This window comes from Mesorhizobium sp. P2_A12, from assembly GCF_056405075.1.
In genome coordinates this window covers 234,971-252,468 of record NZ_JBFUCU010000012.1, presented here as the reverse complement: position 1 = coordinate 252,468, position 17,498 = coordinate 234,971, and the positions used below count along the sequence as shown (strand labels likewise).

The following is a 17,498-nucleotide window of genomic DNA, read 5'->3' as shown; positions in this document are numbered from 1 at the left end:
AAACCATGGCAACAGCTTTTGACCTGAACAACGACGGCGTGGTCGTAATCATCGGCTCGGGTGCCGGCGGCGGTACGCTTGGCAACGAACTTGCCCAGAAGGGTGTCGACGTCGTCATCCTGGAGGCCGGCGCGCGCCACGAATATGAGGATTTTGTCAACGACGAGTGGGATTCGTTCACCCAACTCGCCTGGAAGGACAAGCGCACCACCTCCGGCGACTGGCGCGTGGCCAAGGATTTTCCGAACCTGCCGGCCTGGATCGTCAAGTCGGTCGGCGGTTCGACGACCCATTGGGCCGGAGCGTCGCTGCGTTTCCAGGAGCACGAGTTCAAGGCGCTGTCGACCTACGGCAAAGTGGAGGGCGCCAATCTGCTCGACTGGCCGATCACGCTGGCCGAGATGGAGCCTTATTATGCCAAGGCCGAAGCCAAGATGGGCGTCACCGGCACCAATGATTGGCCGAGATTGCCGGGCAACAACAATTTCAAGGTGTTGAAGGCCGGCGCCGACAAGCTTGGCTACAAGGAATGCCACACCGGCAACATGGCCATCAACTCGGTCGAGCGCGACGACCGCTTGTCCTGCCAGCAAACCGGATTTTGCTTCCAGGGCTGCAAATGGGGCGCCAAATGGTCGACGCTCTACACCGAGATCCCCAAGGGCGAAGCAACAGGTCATCTCGAAGTCAGGCCGAACGCCATGGCGATCAAGATCAACCATGACGCCTCGGGCAAAGTGACCGGCGTCGTCTACGCCGACAAGGACGGCAAGCTGCAGGAGCAGAAAGCCCGTATCGTTGCCGTCGCCGGCAACTCAATCGAAAGCCCGCGGCTGCTGCTCAATTCGTCGTCAGGCAAATTCCCCGACGGCCTTGCCAACTCATCGGGGCAGGTGGGCAAGAACTACATGCGCCACACCACGGGCTCGGTCTATGCCATCTTCGACAAACCGGTGCACATGTATCGCGGCACCACCATGGCTGGCATCATCCGCGACGAGGCGCGCCATGATCCGTCACGCGGCTTCGTCGGCGGCTACGAGTTCGAGACGCTGTCGCTCGGGCTGCCGTTCATGGCGGCCTTCCTCGATCCAGGGGCCTGGGGCCGCTCGTTCACCACGGCGCTCGACCACTACGACCACATGGCCGGGCTGTGGATCGTCGGCGAGGACATGCCGCGCGCGGAGAACCGCATCACGCTGCATGCCGACATGAAGGACGAGCACGGCATGCCGATCGCCGACGTGCATTTCGACGATCACCCGAACGACACCGCGATGCGCAACCATGCCTACAAGCAGGCCTCGGCGCTTTACGCCGCGGTCGGCGCCACGCGCACCTTCCCGACGCTGCCCTATCCGTCGACCCACAATCTCGGCACCAACCGGATGAGCGAGAAGGCGGACGATGGCGTCGTCAACAAGCATGGCCAGACGCACGACATCAAGAACCTGTTCGTGTCGGACGGCAGTCAGTTCACGACGGGCGCCGCCGAAAACCCGACCTTGACGATCGTGTCGCTGGCGATCCGCCAGGCCGATTACATCGCCGCGCAGATGTCGGCCAAGACGATCTGAGCCGGCAAGACATCGCCCCATAACCGGGGCGGTGCCAACTTCAGTGTCCTCCCGGGCAGCATGCGGAACGCGTAACGCGCGTTCCGCCTTTTTGTGGGACCGGACTGACTAGGCGCCGACCGGCTGCCCGTCCTTGCGGCGGATGGCGACCACGGACGGGCGTGGCAACTGGCCGTCCTTGAAGTCGGGCCACAGTGTCTGCAGCTTGTCGAGCGTCTCGGCGTCCTCGGCCGGGTGCTGGACCGACAGGAACAAGGTCGTGCCGTCGGGGGTGAAGCAGGGGCCGGTTGCTTCGGCGCCATGCGGGCAGGTGAACAGCAGCTTCGGCAGGCCACGCGCCGGGCCTTCGGTGTCGACGCCGTAGACGCCGTCCGGCAGGTCGAAATCATTGGCACCGTCGGTCGCCACCCAGAGCCGGCCGGCCGGATCGAAGGTGATGTTGTCGGGGCAGACGAACCAGCCATTGTCCGATGTGTCCGGGTGGAAGGTGGCGCCGACCGCGGCGTCCTTCGGGTTGCCGCACAGCACGAACAGATCCCAGGCATATTTGTCGGCGGTATGGTCGGCGTCCACGCCGCGGCCGCCTGGCGGGATCAGTTCGACGATGTGACCCCAGAGGTTTTCCGGACGCGTGTTGGCCGGATTGATCTTCGACTGGTCGCGCTTCTTGTTCTTGGTCATCACCGCATAGACGCGGCCTGTCACCGGATTGGTCTCGATGTCCTCGGGGCGGTCCATTGGCGTTGCGCCGAGCGCGTCCGCCGCCAGCCTTGTTTTCAGCAGCACTTCGGCCTGATCCGCAAAGCCGTTTTCAGCCGTAAGCTTGCCCTGACCGTGAACCAGCGGCAGCCATGTCATGGAGCCGTCGGCGTCGTAGCGCGCGACCGAAAGCACGCCATCGTCCAGCAGGTCGTTGCCGGACGCCGGTTTGGCCGGGTCGTAAGCCTTGCTCGAGACGAAGCGGTACATGTATTCGAAATAATCGTCGTCGCCCATGTAGACGACGACGCGGCCGTCCTTGTTGAGGACGACCGTCGACGCCTCATGCGACATGCGGCCAAGTGCGGTGCGCTTTACCGGCTTGGACTGGGGATCATAGGGGTCGATCTCAACCACCCAGTCGAAACGGTTGGCCTCGTTCGGCTCCTTGTCGATGTTGAAGCGGTCGTGGAAGCGGCCACGGCCATAGATGTCGTAACCGTCGAAGCCATAGCGGTCGAGAATGTCCGCGGCCGGCACCTTCTTCGGATCGCCGCCGAACAGGTCGGAAACACCTTCCTCGCAGATCAGCACGGTGCCCCACGGGGTGAAGCCGCCGCTGCAATTATAGCTGGTGCCGAGCACTTTCGTGCCTGTGGCATCGGCCGAGGTCTGCATCAAGGCGTGGCCGGCAACCGGGCCGGAGACGGTCATTTCGGTGTTGACGGTGATGCGGCGGTTGAGCGGGCTGTCCTCAACCAGCGACCACTTGCCGTCCTTCAACAGCACTTCGACGATCGAGTGACCCATGGCCGCCATGCCGAGATCGACCTGTTCCTTGGTCATCGTCTTGCCGGCGTCATCCTCGGTCATGCCGGGAAACATGACGTTGGGCGAGATGTATTCGTTGTTGACGCAGAGCAGGCCGTGGTCGGAATTGACCGTGCCTTTCGGCAGCGGCAGGAAGGCGATGTAGTCACAGTTGTAGCCAAAGCGCTTTTCCTGCTCGTCTGCGGCGACCTTGTTGCCGTCGAAATCCGGCAGACCCGCGACGAGCGGGTCGCCCCAGCGTGCCACGATCGTGGTTTCATAGCCCTCGGCGGCGGCGTGCGTCTTGTCGTAGACGCGCTTCAACTCGGGAAAGCCAAGTGTGGAAAGCGCCGCCGCGGCATGTGTTTCGCCGGCAAACAAGGAACCGACGAAGCTGCCGCCGGCGATCAAGGCACCCGATGCGAGGCTGCCCTTCAGGAGAGTGCGGCGCGAGACGCGCTCGGCTATGACGTCGCGAATGACAGGGGAGGATGAAGACGGGGAGTTGGCCATTGTGTCTGCCTCTCAAGGTGGATGGTGACGGCGCACCGCTGCCTATCCAGTTTCGGCAACATCCAGATGACATGAGACACAAGGCAGGCCCGCCGAGGCGGCTGCTATTGCCAAGGAATAACTACTGACCGCTTCCTTTGGTGCAGGTCGAGGCGGTGAAGGCGCCGTCGGGCTGCTTCATGATGATGTCGAAGGAGGGCGTGCTCTGGCCGTCCAGCGTCGCCTGGGTCAGCGACAGCGAATTGCCGCCGGCGGTATAGCCGCCGAGCGGTCCCAGCCAGGAGATCACGCCGTTTGCATCCATCTGGTAGTTGTAGCCCTGCTGGGCGGTCCCGAAGGTGACCGGGCCGCTGTAGACGTTGCCCTTGATGGTGATATCGCCGAGGTTGAGGAACATTCCAAGCAGGTACACTTCACAGTGGTAGGTGCCGTCGGGCATCTTGCCGTCGCTGAAGTCGGCTCGGGCAGCTCCGGTCCCTGCCGCAAGAAGCAATATGCCGATAAAAATGCGTGAAATGCCGGATACCATGACGTCGCTCGTTTGAGGTGCGAGCTTGCCCTATTTTTGCGCCGAGCCGCAACCTGTGTCACGTGCGATCCGCCGGCGAAGTTCAAAAACTAGGCAGTTTGCCAATTTGGGCAAAAATTAGGCAACGCCCTTGTGCGCTGCGCAAATTTCTCTCAATCAATTTTTAACGTATCCTCTTTGTTTTCATAAAGCTAATATACCAAATGCCTGATAATATTGAACTTTCGTATCTTGTTCGACATCTCCCCGGCGATTGGCATGGGGGTTGCATTGCATTGTTGCGGTGCAATCAACCAGCCTGGGAGTGTTAGGCATGAGGGGTAATTTCTCGACAATAACAAAAATGTTTTCGGCGAGCGTCGTTGCCGCCGGCCTGTTGATGTCCGTGCCCGCCAGGGCGGCCGACGACACGATCAAGGTCGGCATTCTCCATTCGCTGTCGGGGACCATGGCGATTTCGGAGACGACGCTGAAGGACGCCATGCTGATGCTTATCGACGAGCAGAACGCCAAGGGTGGCCTGCTTGGCAAGAAGCTCGAAGCCGTGGTCGTCGATCCGGCTTCCAATTGGCCGCTGTTCGCCGAAAAGGCGCGCGAGCTGATCTCCAAGGACAAGGTCGCCGCGGTGTTCGGCTGCTGGACCTCGGTGTCGCGCAAATCGGTGCTGCCCGTGTTCAGCGAGCTCGACAACATCCTGTTCTATCCCGTCCAGTATGAGGGCGAGGAAAGCGAGCGCAACGTGTTCTACACGGGTGCGGCGCCGAACCAGCAGGCCATTCCGGCCGTCGACTACCTGATGAGCGAGGACGGCGGTTCGGTGAAGCGCTGGGTGCTCGAAGGCACCGATTACGTTTATCCGCGCACCACCAACAAGATCCTCGAGGCCTATCTGAAGGCCAAGGGCGTCGCGGCGGAAGACATCATGGTCAACTACACGCCATTCGGCTTCTCCGATTGGCAGACCGAAGTTTCCGCAATCAAGAAATTCGGTTCGGCCGGCAAGAAGACCGCCGTCGTCTCGACGGTCAATGGCGACGCCAACGTGCCGTTCTACAAGGAACTCGGCAACCAGGGCATAAAGGCCGAGGACATTCCGGTCATGGCCTTCTCGGTCGGCGAGGAAGAGCTTGCCGGTCTCGACACGGCGCCGCTGGTCGGCCATCTCGCCGCCTGGAACTATTTTGAAAGCGTCGATACGCCTGAGAACAAGAAGTTCATCGCCGACTGGCACAAGTTCATCAAGAACGACAAGCGCACCACCAACGACCCGATGGAAGCCCACTACATCGGCTTCAACATGTGGGTGAAGGCGGTCGAAAAGGCCGGCACCACCGATCCGGACAAGGTCATCGACGCCATGATCGGCGTTTCGGTGCCCAACCTGACCGGCGGCTATTCGACGATGATGCCGAACCACCACATCACCAAGCCGGTGCTGATCGGCGAAATCCAGGCCGACGGCCAGTTCGAGACGGTTTCGCGTACGCCGGGCCTGGTGATGGGCGACGAATGGTCCGACTACCTGCCTGACTCCAAGTACCTCATCTCCGATTGGCGAGCGCCTCAGTCCTGCGGAAACTTCAATGTCGCCACCGGCAAATGCGGCGGCAAGGGCACAAACTGATCCTCCCGGGCTGACCAGGTCTGGACCGCAGGTCCATGACCTCAGACCGCAGCGTCCGGACGGTTTCCTCCGCCGTCCGGACGCCCAATTCAAACCTTCAAGGGTCGCCTGAAGCCGATGAACCTGTTGCGCGCGATTGGCCTGACGCTTTTGTTCCTGCTGGCGACGCTGTCGTCGTCGGGTGCTGGCGAAGCCGATCTGCGTGGCATCATCGCCAAATTCGCGACGGCCAAGGGTTTTTCCGAGACAGGCGCTGTCGTCCACGACCTTGCGGCCACAGGTGATCCGGCTGTCGAACGGCCGCTTGCGGCACTTGCCGACGGCAACCTCTATATCCGAAAGGCGGATTCGCTGGTCTTCGTCGGCAAGGAAGCCGGCGACAGCGTTGAGCTGTTCGATCCGCTGAGCGGCGAGAAGTCGGCGGATGCCGCCAAGGACGACATCACCAAGATCAAGGTCAACAACACGCTGCGACGCGTCATCCGCGATGCGCTGGGCACGCTGACGCTCGGCGCCAAGGATCCGGCCGTGCGCATTGCCGCTGCCGACACCATGTTCAAGACACCCGATGCCGCAAACATCGGGCCGCTCGACACCGCGATCGCCGGCGAGGCCGTGGCGAGCGTCAAGGCCCTGCTCGAACAGGCCCGTGCCGCCTCTTTCTTGGTTTCCGACCGGCCGGATGCCGACAAGCTCGCTGCAATCGCGCTGATCGGCGCACGGAGCGACCGCGATGCGGTTTCGCTGCTCACCTCGGTCGAGGCGAACGCCTCGGGTGCGGTCCAGGAGGCGGCGACGGCCGCAATCGCCGATATCAATTCTACGCTGGCCTTCTGGGATGCCGGCCAGAACATCTGGTACGGGATATCGCTGGGCTCGGTGCTGCTGCTGGCGGCAATCGGGCTTGCCATCACCTTCGGCGTCATGGGCGTCATCAACATGGCGCATGGCGAGATGGTCATGCTTGGCGCCTACACGACCTTCGTCGTCCAGCAGGTGATCCGCACATCCTTTCCCGGCCTGTTCGACTGGTCGCTGGTCATCGCTCTGCCGCTCGCCTTCCTCGTCGCGGCGCTTGTCGGCTTGGCCATCGAACGTGGCGTTATCCGCTTTCTCTACGGGCGGCCGCTGGAGACACTGCTGGCGACATGGGGCGTCTCGCTGATCCTGCAGCAGGCCGTGCGCAGCATTTTTGGGCCGACCAACCAGGAAGTCGGCAATCCCTCCTGGATGTCGGGTTCGTTCAATATCGGCCAGCTTGCGATCACCTGGAATCGTCTCTGGATCCTGGTTTTCGCACTCACCGTCTTTGCCGTGCTGCTCTATGTGATGAAGCGCACGCCCTGGGGCCTGCAGATGCGCGCCGTCACAGCCAACAGGCGCATGGCCGCCTCGATGGGCATCAGGACGCCATGGGTCGATGCGCTGACCTTCGCGCTCGGTTCCGGCATTGCCGGCATTGCCGGTGTCGCGCTCAGCCAGATCGACAATGTGTCGCCCAATCTCGGCCGCGGCTACATCATCGACAGCTTCATGGTCGTCGTCTTCGGCGGCGTAGGCAATCTGTGGGGCACGCTGGTCGGCGCGTTCTCGCTCGGGATCGTCAACAAGTTCCTCGAGCCCTATGCCGGCGCCGTGCTCGGCAAGATCGTCGTGCTGGTGCTGATCATCCTGTTCATCCAGAAGCGCCCGCGCGGCCTGTTCGCGCTCAAGGGCAGGGCGGTGGAAGCATGATCACCGGACGCTTCTTCGCCGCGGGGGCGGACCGCCGCATCGCCATCACGATTCTCATCCTCTTGGCGGTGGCCGTCATCGTGCCGCTGCTTAACCTCGCGGTGTCGCCGACAAGCGCCTTCTACGTGCCGTCCTATATCGTCGCGCTCACCGGCAAATATCTCTGCTATGCGCTGCTCGCCTTGGCGCTCGACCTTGTCTGGGGCTATTGCGGCATTCTCTCGCTCGGCCACGGCGCCTTCTTCGCGCTCGGCGGCTATGCAATGGGCATGTATCTGATGCGCCAGATCGGTGCGCGGGGCGTCTATGGCAATCCCATCCTGCCGGACTTCATGGTGTTCCTCAACTACAAGGAATTGCCTTGGTTCTGGACTGGTTTCGACCATTTCTGGTTCGCCGGCCTCATGGTGCTGGCGGTGCCCGGCCTGCTCGCCTTCGTCTTCGGTTGGTTCGCCTTCCGCAGCCGTGTCACAGGTGTCTACCTCTCCATCATCACCCAGGCGATGACCTATGCGCTGCTGCTCGCTTTCTTCCGCAACGACATGGGTTTCGGCGGCAACAATGGCCTGACTGATTTCAAGGATATTCTGGGCTTCAACGTGCAGGCCGATGCGACGCGTTCGGCGCTGTTCGCCGCCAGTGCGGTGACGCTCGCGCTCGCCGTCTTCGTCACCTGGGCAATCGTCGGTTCCAAATACGGCAAGCTCCTGATGGCGGTGCGCGACGCCGAGAGCCGCACGCGCTTCCTCGGCTGGCGGGCGGAGAATGTGAAGCTGTTCGCCTTCACCGTGTCGGCGGTCATGGCCGGCATCGCCGGCGCCCTCTATGTGCCGCAGGTCGGCATCATCAATCCCGGCGAGTTCGAACCGTCCAACTCGATCGAAGTGGTGATCTGGGCTGCCGTCGGCGGGCGCGGCACCATCGTCGGGCCGATCATCGGCGCGTTGCTGGTCAATGCCGGCAAATCCTGGTTCACCGGCGTGCTGCCGGAATTCTGGCTGTTTGCGCTCGGCGGCCTGTTCGTCGCCGTCACACTTCTGCTGCCCAAAGGCATCGTCGGCATGTGGGATTCCTGGCGCGGCAACGCCAAGGCGCTGCGGGCAGCATCTCTGGCCGAGGAGGCCGGCAGCGACCCCGTCGCCCCGCCGCCGCAGAAGATCGTTCGCAGCGCGGCGACAAAGCCGGGCGACTGGTCGTCGACCAGTCCCGAACCGCAGCCGGCGGAGTGAGCGATCATGAGCAAGTCGCACACGATCCTCTATCTCGACGGCGTCTCGGTGTCCTTTGACGGCTTTCGCGCGATCAACAATTTGTCGCTGGTGCTCGACAAGGGCGAGATGCGCGCCATCATCGGCCCTAACGGGGCCGGCAAGACGACGATGATGGACATCGTCACCGGCAAGACGCGGCCCGACGAAGGCGAGGTGTTTTTCGATGGCCAGATCGACCTGACCAGGCATGATGAAGCCGAGATCGCCATGATGGGCATCGGCCGCAAATTCCAGAAGCCGACGGTTTTCGAAAACCACACGATCGAGGAGAATCTGATGTTGGCGCTGAAGGGGCCGCGCTCGATCTTCCCGGCGCTGTTCCATCGCCGCTCGACCGTCGAAGCGCGGCAGATCGACGACATTCTCGGCATCATCCGGCTCGGCGACAAACGCGACCAACTGGCGGCAAATTTGAGCCATGGACAAAAGCAGTGGCTGGAGATCGGCATGCTGCTCGCTCAGGACCCGAAGCTGCTGCTGGTCGACGAGCCGGTCGCCGGCATGACCGATGCAGAGACCGAGGAAACCGCGCGGCTGCTCAAGGAGATCGCGCGCGACCATTCGGTCATCGTCGTCGAGCATGACATGCATTTCGTGCGCGAGCTGGGCGTCAAGGTCACCTGCCTGCACGAAGGCTCGGTGCTGTCCGAGGGCACGCTCGATTTCGTGTCTGCCGACGAGCGCGTCGTCGAAGTCTATCTGGGGAGATGAGCATGGTCTGGCGGGTTCAATTCCATAGCTTCGATCTGGATTTCCTGCGGTTCTGGAGAAGGCGCTGACATGCTCGAAGTTTCTGACGCCACGCTCCACTACGGCGCCGCTCAGGCGCTGCGTGGCGTGTCGCTGAAGGCAGGTGCCGGCAAGATCACCTGCGTGCTCGGCCGCAACGGCGTCGGCAAGACCAGTTTGATGAGATCGATCGTCGGCCACCATCGGCTGACGAGCGGAAGCGTTGCCTTCGAGGGGAAGGCGCTCGACCGGAGCGCGGCGTATGACCGCGCCCGGTCGGGCATCGCATTCGTACCGCAGGGCAGGGAGATCTTTCCGCTGCTCACGGTGCGGGAAAACCTGGAATCGGGCTTCGCGCCGCTGAAGCGTGCCGACCGCAACGTGCCCGCCCATGTCTTCGAGCTGTTCCCGGTGCTGAAGCAGATGCTCGGTCGCCGTGGCGGCGACCTTTCCGGTGGCCAGCAGCAGCAGCTCGCCATCGGCAGGGCGCTGGTGATGCGGCCGAAGCTGCTGGTGCTCGACGAACCGACGGAAGGGATCCAGCCGTCGATCATCAAGGATATCGGCCGCGCCATCCGCTATCTGCGCGACCAGGCGGGCATTGCCGTGCTTTTGGTCGAACAATATCTCGATTTCTGCCGCGAGCTCGCAGACGAGGTCAACATCATGGACCGCGGCCTGATCGTCCACACCGGCCCGGCGGAAGATCTCGACAGGGCGGATGTCCGCAAATTCCTGACCGTCTAAAGCGCGTCGCATCCAGACGGATTCAAACGACGCGTTTTAGATCTGTGTTTTTGTGCATGTCGTTGCCCCAAAAAACCGCTGCGCACTTTTGGGCGACATGCGCTAGAATCAGCACTGGACTTCAGGTGACGGTCCGAAGTCTTTCGCAAGTCCAATATTTCATCGATCCAGTCATCCGTGTCTCTGGCGTAGCAGCGGCTGCGTGCTAGTCTTTTCTTGGCTTTTGTGAGTCGGCCGTTTTCCGTATCAGTCTGGCTTTATCGCAGGTCGAGGGGCGCGGCGAAGGCCGGGCAAGTTCCACGCAAGCATGCATTCCTAGCTTCCCTCCTGCGATCTGATTGTCGTTCAACGCGTTTGGGCACACAGGCTAAGGGACAGCCATGGAACGTTACGTCGAGGACTACCAGAAGCGGCGGCTAACCGAGCGCGTCGACATCATGACAGCCATCAACATATTGAGGTCCCAGGGGTACGATCGTGACGAACTGATCGAGGAAATCACCAAGGTCTTCTATGTCGATCTCGATGCTTTCAACGAAATCGTCATGGCGGCATAGGGCTGCCTTCACTCACGATGGTCTTGCCGAAAAACAGGCAAGACTGTCCCGACAATACGGTCGACATATCAGGATCGCAGCTAACCCACGCGCCGAATTGGCGAGGCGGTGACGCGGTTGCGGCCGCCGCGCTTGGCGGCGTAGAGCGCGTTGTCGGCGGCGCTGAGCACCTTGTCGAAGCTGAGGCCCTCCTTGGTGCCGAAAGCAAATCCGGCACTGACCGTGCATACCAGGGACCCCGTCTCGGTCTCGATGCGACACGCGGCGAAGGCAGCCCGTATGGCCTCGGCGGTGGCCTCCACCGTTTCGGGCAAGGTCCGCTTCAGCACCAGCGCGAATTCCTCGCCGCCCATGCGCGCGGCAACGTCGGTCGGGCGAAGATTGCCGGCGAGTTCCCTGGCAAACACCCTCAGCACCTCGTCGCCCGCGGCGTGCCCGAATTCGTCGTTGATGGCCTTGAAGCCGTCGAGGTCGAACACAACCACAGCGGTGAAGGCGCCAACCGGGGCATTGCCATGCAGGTCGAACAGCGCGCGCCGGTTGAGCAGGCCCGTCAGCGGGTCGGTCAGGGCATTGTGGCGATGATGCCTAGCCAGACGCCCTTGATTGAGTGCCAATGACAGCGCGCCAATGCCGGTCATGCTGGCGATGACGATGATGAGACTCAACTCCTCGGCCCAATTGCTTGGTGCATGCCCAAGTATCAGCTTTCCGTCCCAGGCGAGAACCATGGCACAGAGAGCGAAGGACGCGGCTGTGGCCGAATAGAGTGCGGTGATGCCGATTGTCAGGGCAGGGGCTTCGTTGCGACCCTTCCAGTATTCGAACGCCGTTGCGAACAGAAGCAACGCGGCGAACAGGTTCTCGAACATGAAGCCGAGACCGTCATAGCCGAGAGCCATGGCAGGCAGCGCAACGGCCAGCGAAATGCTGCCAAACACCGTTCGCGGGATCGGCGAGCCGCCGGTTCTGAACTGGTAGGCCGCGCCCAGCATGGCTGAAAAACCAAGCAGGAGAAGGGCAAGGGTCGCAATGCCGAGCAGGCGCCCGGGCATGTCGATATAGGCGTCATAGGCAAAAATGTCGGCGACCACTAACAGCAGGCTGACCGCCCATGTCAGCAGGAATTTCTCCGAGCGGGCAGTCAACCACATGCCAAACAGTGTCAGGCCCAGACAGGTGGCGGAAAAACCAACAGCCAGCAGAAGTGAAGTGTAGTCGAGCGACATGCCCCTCGTTCCTTGCCGGCGGCGATCCCAGCTCTGCGGCTTGGCCAGGCTGGATTCATGCAGCAAGGAGGTATCGATAAGGTTACGAAGGTGCCGAAATTGCCACGATTGGACGCCTTGCAGCGCCAAAACGCATAGGAGAGGCGCTTGGCGTGAAAGTCTTATGCCGATGTTCTTAGTCGGCCACCCGCTTCAAAAGCGCCATGGCGCCGAACGGTGCGCGCACTTTGCCCTCGGTGATGAAGTAGACGAACACGTCGCGCGGTTTGACCGGCGCTTCGGTCGAGGGATCGGCGCGCGGCAGGTCGGCCGGCACCTTGCCTTCCGCCCAGGTCCTGGCGCGCTCGGCCCATTCATCCAGGCCTTTCGGCGTGTAGCAATCGGGATTGTCGTCGCTGCCGGTCTGCAGCCGGGCATAAATGAAATCGCCAGTGACGTCGGCGATCGCCGGATACTTGGCGTGGTCGGCATAGACGATCGCCGCTTTGTATTTGCGCACCAGCGCCGCGAATTCCGGCACGATGAAACTGTCGTTGCGCACCTCGATCGCGTGGCGTAGCGCAACGCCGTCCTGCTTCTCCGGGAGTAGCTTGAGGAAGGCCTCGAAATCGTCCGGATCGAACTTTTTCGTGGGCGCAAACTGCCACAGGATCGGTCCGAGCTTTTCGCCGAGCGCCGTCACGCCCGAGCCGAGGAAGCGCATCATCGATTCACCGGCCTCGCCGAGCACGCGCCGGTTGGTGACGAAGCGGTTGCCCTTGAGCGAATAGACGAAACCGTCTGGCGCTTCGCTCGCCCATTTGACGAAGGTCGGCTCCTTGAAGCTGGAATAATAGGTGCCGTTGACCTCGATGCTCGACACCTGCCGGCTGGCATATTGCAGTTGCTTGGCCTTGGAGAGCTTTTCGGGATAAAAGGACGTATCCCAGGGTTCGAACGTCCAGCCGCCCATGCCGGAGCGGATTGTTCCCGATTTGCTCATTGCCATCCTCCCGAATTCAAAAAAGTCAGCCCGTCGTGATCTTGTCGACCGGCTTCGCCATGTCGACGAGCACCCATCCTGGCCGGTATGGATTGGGCCGGCGACCCGTTTCGTGGAAACCATAGGCAAGATAGAGCGCGATGTTCCGCTCCATTTTGGCATTGGTGTAGAGCCGCAGCTCGGGCAAGCCCCACAGGCGGGTCTGGTCATCCGCGTGTTTGAGCAGGGCGATGCCAAGGCCCTTGCCCTGAAATCCTGGCGCGACGGCGACGGAGAAGATCATCGCGTAGTCGTCATGACGTTCCAAAGTGAGCAGACCGGCAAGCTCGCCGTCACGCTCCAGAAGCCAGACCTCGCCGCGTTCGATCCTCGGCGCGTAGTCCTCGGTAACAGGGATCGGCGGCGCGCCGAACAGCGCGGAATAGGGCGCGTAGGCGGCTTCCGTCAGCGAGACGACCGTTTCGAGATCACCAGGAAGCGCTCTTCGGATTGTCATTCAAATGCTCTCCAAGCGCCGACTGGTTCGCTATCACTCCGCCGCTTCGCGCTTGCCTCCGGGGCGCCGCTCCAGCAGCTCCTTGAGGAACTGGCCGGTGTAGCTGCGCTTTTCACGCACGATCGTTTCCGGCGTGCCGGACGCCACCAGTTCGCCGCCTCCGTCGCCCCCCTCGGGGCCGAGGTCGAGCACCCAGTCGGCGGTTTTTATCACCTCGAGATTGTGCTCGATGACCACCACCGTGTTGCCCTGGTCGACCAGTTCGTGCAGCACTTCCAGGAGCTTGGCGACATCGTGGAAGTGCAGGCCGGTGGTCGGCTCGTCCAGGATATAGAGCGTCTTGCCGGTCGCCTTGCGCGACAGTTCCTTGGCGAGCTTGATGCGTTGCGCTTCGCCGCCCGACAGCGTCGTCGCCTGCTGGCCGATATGGATATAGCCGAGGCCGACCTGCTTCAACGTGTCGAGCTTGTCGCGCACGCCAGGCACGGCGGCGAAGAAATCGACGCCTTCCTCGACCGTCATGTCGAGCACGTCGGCGATCGACTTGCCCTTGAACAGGACATCGAGCGTCTCGCGGTTGTAGCGCTTGCCGTGGCAGACGTCGCAGGTGACGTAGACGTCGGGCAAGAAGTGCATCTCGATCTTGATGACGCCGTCGCCCTGGCAGGCCTCGCAGCGGCCGCCCTTGACGTTGAAAGAGAAACGTCCGGGCTGGTAGCCGCGCGCCTTGGCTTCCGGCAGGCCCGCGAACCAGTCGCGGATCGGCGTGAAGGCACCGGTGTAGGTGGCGGGGTTGGAACGCGGTGTGCGCCCAATCGGCGACTGGTCGATGTCGATGACCTTGTCGAGGAATTCGAGGCCCTCGATGCGGTCGTGGTCGGCCGGATGCTCGCGTGAGCCCATGATGCGGCGCGACGCCGCCTTGAACAGCGTCTCGATCAGGAAGGTCGACTTGCCGCCGCCCGACACCCCGGTGACGGCGGTGAAGGTGCCGAGCGGGATTTCGGCGGTGACGTTCTTCAGATTGTTGCCGCGCGCGCCGACGATCTTCAGCCGCCGGTTTTTCTTCGCCTCGCGCCGTACGCCGGGCGTCGCCACTTCGAGCGCGCCCGACAGATATTTGCCGGTGATCGAATTGGGATTGGCCATCACCTGCTGCGGCGTGCCCTGGGCAATGATCTCGCCGCCATGGATGCCGGCGGCCGGACCCATGTCGACGACATAATCGGCATGCAGGATGGCGTCCTCGTCATGCTCGACGACGATCACCGTGTTGCCGATGTCGCGCAGGTGCTTCAGCGTGTCGAGCAGGCGCGCATTGTCGCGCTGGTGCAGACCGATCGACGGCTCGTCAAGCACATAGAGCACGCCGGTGAGACCGGAGCCGATCTGCGAAGCCAGGCGAATGCGCTGGCTCTCGCCGCCCGACAGCGTGCCGGAATTGCGCGACAGCGTCAGGTAATCGAGCCCGACATCGTTGAGGAAGCGCAGCCGCTCGCGGATCTCCTTCAAGACGCGCACGGCGATCTCGTTCTGCTTGTCGTTGAGCGAGGAGGGCAGGTCGGTGAACCACTTGTCGGCGTTGCGGATCGACTGTTCGGTGACTTCGCCGATATGCTTGCCGCCGATCTTCACGGCCAGTGACTCCGGCTTCAGCCGATAGCCTTTGCAGACCGGGCAAGGCGTCGCCGACATGAAGCGCTCGATCTCTTCGCGCATCCATGCGGATTCAGTTTCTTTCCAGCGGCGCTCGAGATTGGGGATGACGCCTTCAAAAGTCTTGGTGGTCTTGTAGGAGCGCAGGCCGTCATCGTACTGGAAGGTGATTTCGCGCTCGCCGGTGCCGCGCAGGATGGCTTCCTGGGCTTCCGCGCTCAAATCCCTGAACTTGTCGCCGAGCTTGAAGCCATAGGCCTTGCCCAGCGCTTCCAGCGTCTGCGCGTAATAGGGCGAGGTCGACTTCGCCCATGGGCTGACGGCGCCGTCGCGCAGTGAGACGTTCTCGTCGGGAACGACCAGATTGGGGTCGATTGCGCGCTGGCTGCCGAGACCGTCGCAAGTCGGGCAGGCCCCAAACGGATTGTTGAAGGAGAAAAGACGCGGCTCGATTTCCGGAATGGTGAAGCCGGAGACCGGACAGGCGAACTTTTCCGAAAACAGGATGCGCTCATGCGTCTCGTTCTTGGACTTGTTGACCGAATCCTCGCCGGTCTGGCTGGCGTCGAGCGGCTTGTCGGCGAATTCGGCGACCGCCAGCCCATCGGCGAGCCTCAGTGCCGTCTCGATGGAATCGGCTAGCCGGGTGGCGAGATCGCCGCGCACGACGATGCGGTCGACCACGACGTCGAGGTCATGCTTGTACTTCTTGTCCAGCGCCGGCACGTCGGCGATTTCATAGAAGACGCCGTCGACCTTGACGCGCTGAAAGCCCTTCTTCTGCAGCTCCAGCAATTCCTTGCGGTACTCGCCTTTGCGGCCTCGCACCATCGGCGCCAGGATGAACAGGCGGGTGCCTTCCTCGACCGCCAGCACACGGTCGACCATTTGGCTGACCGTCTGGCTTTCGATCGGCAGGCCGGTGGCCGGCGAATAGGGGATGCCGACGCGCGCAAAGAGAAGCCGCATGTAGTCGTAGATCTCGGTGACGGTGCCGACGGTCGAACGCGGGTTCTTCGAGGTCGTTTTCTGCTCGATCGAAATGGCTGGCGACAGACCGTCGATCTGGTCGACGTCCGGCTTCTGCATCATTTCGAGGAATTGCCGCGCATAGGCCGACAGGCTCTCGACATAGCGGCGCTGGCCTTCGGCGTAGATGGTGTCGAAGGCGAGCGACGATTTGCCGGACCCGGACAGGCCGGTCATGACGATCAGGCTGTCACGCGGCAGGTCGAGATCGACATTCTTCAAATTGTGTTCGCGCGCCCCGCGAATGGAAAGATATTTATGGTCGGCCATCGCCGGTCGCCGCCTCAGAATCTGGAATTTCCTGGAATGGCGGGTTTTCCCGGCCATCCCCTATGTAGGTTATTTTGCCGCCACGTCGAGAGACGCCACAATTCTCGACAAAAGCGTTTAACCGTCTTTCGCGTGAACGGGCAAGCGGAAAGAACAAAGGCCGAACACGCTCCTGACAAAGCTGTGCAAAAACTGACTTGTACGTAACCTCCCTGCGATCACATTTTTCGGTAACCGGCTATTGAAGGTTGACGCCACCGACTCAGGGGAGCAGTCTCCAAAAAGTCAAACGAAGCCGGCCGTCTTTCGATGGCCTCGCCGCCCAGAGGTGGTCTGCGAGACGCCGCAGGCATTCGCGATTTGTGCTTCGGGATGACAACGTCGCAACGGACAAAGGAGCGGAGCTATGACGCCACCGGATCGTCCCCTAGGGTTCCAGTTGTCACTGGAACCGCGGCAGGCATAAGTGCCAGGGTTTAGCGTTTTCGCCACCCGACAAACCGTGACCTGCCATATCCCACAAAAATCAGAGACTGCTAGTCGGATCGACGGCTGAACGCCGCGAAGCATCCGAAATCAAACGCCGGCAGTACACTCCCGGCAAAAATTGGATTTGAGATCCAAAAAAGGCCCCGTCCGTTTGCGCAAAGCACGGCGGGGCCGTTTTCATGCGCGACGCGCTATACCGGTACGCAATATCAGTGGCGCGGCAGCCCGGTGGCGCCAGCGCCGACATCAACAGCGATGCTGCCGGAAATCCTGACATCCGTGTTGCCGATCTTGAACTGGCCGTTCCCATTGCTGGGGAATGCATCGTCGGGTTCGGGCTGCGGAGCCGGCTTGGCGATGCGATAGTCGCTGGTCACGCCGGGCAGGGCGCCTTTGCGCGCCGCTGGTGAGCTGTCGTCGGCAAGTGCCGTGCCGCTCATGGAGCCGGCAAGAGCGACCACGATAACGGCGACGACGCAATACAACGTTCTGGACGAAAGAGTGTCGGTCATCGCCAAGTTATAGTGACGCGTCGACGACGCGACCAGACCGGCGTC

The 17,498-nt window shown here is 62.0% G+C and carries 14 protein-coding genes; 7 read left to right on the top strand and 7 right to left on the bottom strand.

The window, feature by feature from the left end; all coding sequences use genetic code 11:
* The first annotated feature begins 5 nt into the window (after positions 1-5).
* Positions 6-1,577, top strand: coding sequence for a GMC family oxidoreductase (locus AC1DZU_RS23780; RefSeq protein WP_477288882.1), 1,572 nt, complete (start codon positions 6-8; stop codon positions 1,575-1,577).
* Between the two features lie 108 nt (positions 1,578-1,685).
* Here AC1DZU_RS23780 and AC1DZU_RS23775 read toward each other — a convergent pair whose 3' ends face one another.
* Both AC1DZU_RS23775 and AC1DZU_RS23770 read right to left on the bottom strand, forming a co-directional pair.
* Positions 1,686-3,599 (bottom strand): PhoX family protein, encoded by a 1,914-nt coding sequence (locus tag AC1DZU_RS23775; protein ID WP_477288880.1) that lies wholly within the window; start codon positions 3,597-3,599, stop codon positions 1,686-1,688.
* A 121-nt stretch (positions 3,600-3,720) separates the two neighbouring features.
* Entirely contained in the window at positions 3,721-4,128 is a 408-nt protein-coding gene (locus tag AC1DZU_RS23770; protein WP_477288878.1) for a hypothetical protein, read from the bottom strand.
* Positions 4,129-4,441: 313 nt separating this feature from the next.
* Here AC1DZU_RS23770 and urtA point away from each other — a divergent pair, with 313 nt between their 5' ends.
* The 6 genes from urtA to AC1DZU_RS23740 all read left to right on the top strand — a co-directional run bounded on the left by urtA (position 4,442) and on the right by AC1DZU_RS23740 (position 10,790).
* Positions 4,442-5,752 carry an urea ABC transporter substrate-binding protein gene (gene urtA, locus AC1DZU_RS23765; protein WP_477288876.1) on the top strand — a complete coding sequence of 437 codons (1,311 nt, stop codon included), beginning with the start codon at positions 4,442-4,444 and terminating at the stop codon, positions 5,750-5,752.
* Between the two features lie 117 nt (positions 5,753-5,869).
* A complete protein-coding gene (gene urtB, locus AC1DZU_RS23760; RefSeq protein ID WP_477288874.1) occupies positions 5,870-7,486 on the top strand; it encodes an urea ABC transporter permease subunit UrtB in 1,617 nt (538 codons plus the stop codon).
* A complete protein-coding gene (urtC, locus tag AC1DZU_RS23755; RefSeq protein WP_477288872.1) occupies positions 7,483-8,715 on the top strand; it encodes an urea ABC transporter permease subunit UrtC in 1,233 nt (410 codons plus the stop codon). The genes urtB and urtC overlap by 4 nt, the downstream gene beginning before the upstream one ends.
* A gap of 6 nt (positions 8,716-8,721) precedes the next feature.
* Positions 8,722-9,468 (top strand): urea ABC transporter ATP-binding protein UrtD, encoded by a 747-nt coding sequence (gene urtD / locus AC1DZU_RS23750; protein ID WP_477288870.1) that lies wholly within the window; start codon positions 8,722-8,724, stop codon positions 9,466-9,468.
* A 69-nt stretch (positions 9,469-9,537) separates the two neighbouring features.
* Positions 9,538-10,233 (top strand): urea ABC transporter ATP-binding subunit UrtE, encoded by a 696-nt coding sequence (gene urtE / locus AC1DZU_RS23745; RefSeq protein WP_477288868.1) that lies wholly within the window; start codon positions 9,538-9,540, stop codon positions 10,231-10,233.
* A gap of 380 nt (positions 10,234-10,613) precedes the next feature.
* Positions 10,614-10,790 carry a hypothetical protein gene (locus AC1DZU_RS23740; RefSeq protein WP_184874033.1) on the top strand — a complete coding sequence of 59 codons (177 nt, stop codon included), beginning with the start codon at positions 10,614-10,616 and terminating at the stop codon, positions 10,788-10,790.
* An 80-nt stretch (positions 10,791-10,870) separates the two neighbouring features.
* On the opposite strand, the gene AC1DZU_RS23735 is transcribed toward AC1DZU_RS23740, so the two are convergent.
* From AC1DZU_RS23735 to AC1DZU_RS23715, 5 genes are all read right to left on the bottom strand, one after another.
* A complete protein-coding gene (locus AC1DZU_RS23735; protein ID WP_477288866.1) occupies positions 10,871-12,019 on the bottom strand; it encodes a GGDEF domain-containing protein in 1,149 nt (382 codons plus the stop codon).
* A gap of 175 nt (positions 12,020-12,194) precedes the next feature.
* Positions 12,195-13,001, bottom strand: a complete 807-nt coding sequence (locus AC1DZU_RS23730; RefSeq protein ID WP_477288864.1) for a DUF72 domain-containing protein — start codon at positions 12,999-13,001, stop codon at positions 12,195-12,197.
* Positions 13,002-13,026: 25 nt separating this feature from the next.
* Positions 13,027-13,497, bottom strand: a complete 471-nt coding sequence (locus AC1DZU_RS23725; RefSeq protein ID WP_477288862.1) for a GNAT family N-acetyltransferase — start codon at positions 13,495-13,497, stop codon at positions 13,027-13,029.
* A 33-nt stretch (positions 13,498-13,530) separates the two neighbouring features.
* A complete protein-coding gene (gene uvrA, locus AC1DZU_RS23720; RefSeq protein ID WP_477288860.1) occupies positions 13,531-16,452 on the bottom strand; it encodes an excinuclease ABC subunit UvrA in 2,922 nt (973 codons plus the stop codon).
* 698 nt (positions 16,453-17,150) lie between these two features.
* Complete coding sequence (locus tag AC1DZU_RS23715) at positions 17,151-17,453, bottom strand: hypothetical protein (RefSeq protein WP_477288858.1); 303 nt, start codon at positions 17,451-17,453, stop codon at positions 17,151-17,153.
* Positions 17,454-17,498: the final 45 nt, after the last annotated feature.

Bases quoted from the DNA above. Each gene is read 5' to 3' on its own strand.
- AC1DZU_RS23740 (WP_184874033.1), top strand. From the start codon at position 10,614: ATGGAACGTTACGTCGAGGACTACCAGAAGCGGCGGCTAACCGAGCGC.
- AC1DZU_RS23775 (WP_477288880.1), bottom strand. From the start codon at position 3,599: ATGGCCAACTCCCCGTCTTCATCCTCCCCTGTCATTCGCGACGTCATA.
- AC1DZU_RS23725 (WP_477288862.1), bottom strand. From the start codon at position 13,497: ATGACAATCCGAAGAGCGCTTCCTGGTGATCTCGAAACGGTCGTCTCG.
- AC1DZU_RS23730 (WP_477288864.1), bottom strand. From the start codon at position 13,001: ATGAGCAAATCGGGAACAATCCGCTCCGGCATGGGCGGCTGGACGTTC.
- urtE (WP_477288868.1), top strand. From the start codon at position 9,538: ATGCTCGAAGTTTCTGACGCCACGCTCCACTACGGCGCCGCTCAGGCG.
- urtA (WP_477288876.1), top strand. From the start codon at position 4,442: ATGAGGGGTAATTTCTCGACAATAACAAAAATGTTTTCGGCGAGCGTC.
- urtB (WP_477288874.1), top strand. From the start codon at position 5,870: ATGAACCTGTTGCGCGCGATTGGCCTGACGCTTTTGTTCCTGCTGGCG.
- urtD (WP_477288870.1), top strand. From the start codon at position 8,722: ATGAGCAAGTCGCACACGATCCTCTATCTCGACGGCGTCTCGGTGTCC.
- uvrA (WP_477288860.1), bottom strand. From the start codon at position 16,452: ATGGCCGACCATAAATATCTTTCCATTCGCGGGGCGCGCGAACACAAT.
- AC1DZU_RS23780 (WP_477288882.1), top strand. From the start codon at position 6: ATGGCAACAGCTTTTGACCTGAACAACGACGGCGTGGTCGTAATCATC.
- AC1DZU_RS23770 (WP_477288878.1), bottom strand. From the start codon at position 4,128: ATGGTATCCGGCATTTCACGCATTTTTATCGGCATATTGCTTCTTGCG.
- urtC (WP_477288872.1), top strand. From the start codon at position 7,483: ATGATCACCGGACGCTTCTTCGCCGCGGGGGCGGACCGCCGCATCGCC.
- AC1DZU_RS23735 (WP_477288866.1), bottom strand. From the start codon at position 12,019: ATGTCGCTCGACTACACTTCACTTCTGCTGGCTGTTGGTTTTTCCGCC.
- AC1DZU_RS23715 (WP_477288858.1), bottom strand. From the start codon at position 17,453: ATGACCGACACTCTTTCGTCCAGAACGTTGTATTGCGTCGTCGCCGTT.